The following is a 2,220-nucleotide window of genomic DNA, read 5'->3' on the forward strand; positions in this document are numbered from 1 at the left end:
TCGGTGCAGGACGTCACCCGCAGCGGCAGCGCCGCCCCCGCGGCGGCGGCCAGCCCCGTCAGCCCCGTCAGCCCGGCCAGCCCGGCGAGCACGTCGCGCCGGCGCGGCCCGCCCGGGAGCGCTCCGCCGGCGCTCACGCCAGTTCGCCGAGGCGCTGCACGGCCGCCTCCACCGCGCGGCGCTCGTTGGGGAAGGCCAGGCGCTCCTCCAGCTCGCTGAAGGGCACCCACGCGACGTCCACGGCCTCGGCGTCGGGGTCGTTCTCCACGGTGAGGCGCCCGCCGACGGCCTTGAGCAGGAACAGGTGCACGACCTTGTGGATGCGCCGGCCCTCGGCGGAGAACCAGTAGTCGATGCTGCCCAGGCCCTCCACGACGACGCCGCGGATGCCGGTCTCCTCCTCGATCTCGCGCACCGCGGTCTCCTCCAGGGTCTCCGCCCCCTCGGGGTGGCCCTTGGGCAGGCACCACTCCAGGCGCCCGGCGCGGTTGAGGCGGCAGATCACGGCGGCGCGCGGCTCGCCGGAGGTGACGTCGACGACGAGGCCGCCGGAGGAGGTCTCCTGCACGGTCGGCAGCCGTCGGCGCGGCTCCCGGGCAGGTCTGACCATCGGCTCACTGTAGCCAGGCCCGCCGCGCGTCTCTGGCACCCTTGGACCTCGTGCTCCCCCCCGACGGACCCGCAGGACCCGGCCCCGACGACGCGTCGCGAGCGCTGGAGCGCGCGCTGGACGAGGCGCGCGCCCGCGCGGTGCGCGCGCTGGAGCCGGTGATGCCGGTGCTGGTGGACCTGGGCCGGCGCTTCGAGGCGGCCGGCCACGAGCTGTCGCTGGTGGGCGGGCCGGTGCGCGACGCCTTCCTGGGCCGGCGCTCGGCGGACCTGGACTTCGCCACCGACGCCCGCCCGGACGACACGGTGGCGCTGCTGAAGCGCTGGGGCGACGCCTCCTGGGAGGTGGGCCGCGACTTCGGCACCATCGGCGCTCGCAAGCGCTCCGGCGGCGTGGACGTCGTGGTGGAGGTGACCACGTACCGCTCGGAGAGCTACGACGCGGACTCGCGCAAGCCGGAGGTCTCCTACGGCGACGACCTCGTGGGCGACCTGTCGCGGCGCGACTTCACGGTGAACGCGATGGCGCTGCGGCTGCCGTCGCTGGACTTCGCCGACCCCCACGACGGGCTGACGGACCTGGCCGCGGGGGTGCTGCGCACCCCGGTGACCGCCGAGCAGTCCTTCTCCGACGACCCGCTGCGGATGATGCGGGCGGCGCGCTTCGCCGCGCAGCTGCGGGTGCAGGTGGCCCCGGACGTGCTGGCGGCGATGACGGCGATGGCCGGGCGCATCGCCATCGTCTCGGCGGAGCGGGTGCGCACGGAGCTGGAGAAGCTGCTGCTGGGCGCGGACCCGGTGGCGGGGCTGCGGCTGCTGGTGGACTCGGGCCTGGCCGAGCACGTGCTGCCGGAGCTGCCGGCGCTGAAGCTGGAGATCGACGAGCACCACCGCCACAAGGACGTGTACGAGCACTCCCTGACGGTGCTGCAGCAGGCCGTCGACCGCGAGGACGGGCCGGACGGCGACGTGCCGGGCCCGGACCTGCTGCTGCGGCTGGCGGCGCTGCTGCACGACGTGGGCAAGCCGCGCACGCGGCGCTTCGAGCCGGGCGGCGGGGTGAGCTTCCACCACCACGAGGTGGTGGGCGCGAAGATGGTCGCCAAGCGGCTGAAGGCGCTGCGCTTCGACAACGACACGGTCAAGGCGGTGGCGCGGCTGACGGAGCTGCACCTGCGCTTCCACGGCTACGGCGACGGGGAGTGGACCGACTCGGCGGTGCGCCGCTACGTCACGGACGCCGGCCCGCTGCTGCCGCGGCTGCACAAGCTGACCCGCAGCGACTGCACGACCCGCAACCAGCGCAAGGCGAACCGGCTGGCCGCGGCCTACGACGACCTGGAGGCGCGCATCGCGCAGCTGCGGGAGCAGGAGGAGCTGGACGCGGTCCGCCCCGACCTGGACGGCACCGCGATCATGGAGCTGCTGGGGATCGGGCCCTCGCGCACGGTGGGGCGGGCGTACCAGCACCTGCTGGCGCTGCGCATGGACCGCGGCCCGCTGGGCGAGGAGGCGGCCCGCGGGGAGCTGCTGGCCTGGTGGGCGCAGCAGCCGGAGTCGCAGGAGCAGCCGGGGCGGTAGCAGCCGGGGCGGTGGCAGCCGGGGCGGTGG

At 75.6% G+C, this 2,220-nt stretch carries 2 protein-coding genes; one reads left to right on the forward strand and one right to left on the reverse strand.

Annotated elements, in window-relative coordinates:
• Nucleotides 1–133: 133 nt before the first annotated feature.
• Complete coding sequence (locus GTR00_RS19290) at nucleotides 134–610, reverse strand: NUDIX hydrolase (protein ID WP_166613176.1); 477 nt, start codon at nucleotides 608–610, stop codon at nucleotides 134–136.
• A gap of 161 nt (nucleotides 611–771) precedes the next feature.
• On the opposite strand from GTR00_RS19290, the gene GTR00_RS19295 reads away from it, so the two are divergent.
• A complete protein-coding gene (locus GTR00_RS19295) occupies nucleotides 772–2,190 on the forward strand; it encodes a CCA tRNA nucleotidyltransferase (protein WP_407659744.1) in 1,419 nt (472 codons plus the stop codon).
• The last annotated feature ends 30 nt before the right edge of the window (nucleotides 2,191–2,220 follow it).

The sequence above is a fragment of the Kineococcus indalonis genome (assembly GCF_009906395.1).
In the GTDB taxonomy this organism is placed as follows: domain Bacteria; phylum Actinomycetota; class Actinomycetes; order Actinomycetales; family Kineococcaceae; genus Kineococcus; species Kineococcus indalonis.

Excerpts from the sequence above, each read along its gene's own strand:
- GTR00_RS19290 (WP_166613176.1), bottom strand. The coding sequence starts at position 610 with ATGGTCAGACCTGCCCGGGAGCCGCGCCGACGGCTGCCGACCGTGCAG.
- GTR00_RS19295 (WP_407659744.1), top strand. The coding sequence starts at position 772 with ATGCCGGTGCTGGTGGACCTGGGCCGGCGCTTCGAGGCGGCCGGCCAC.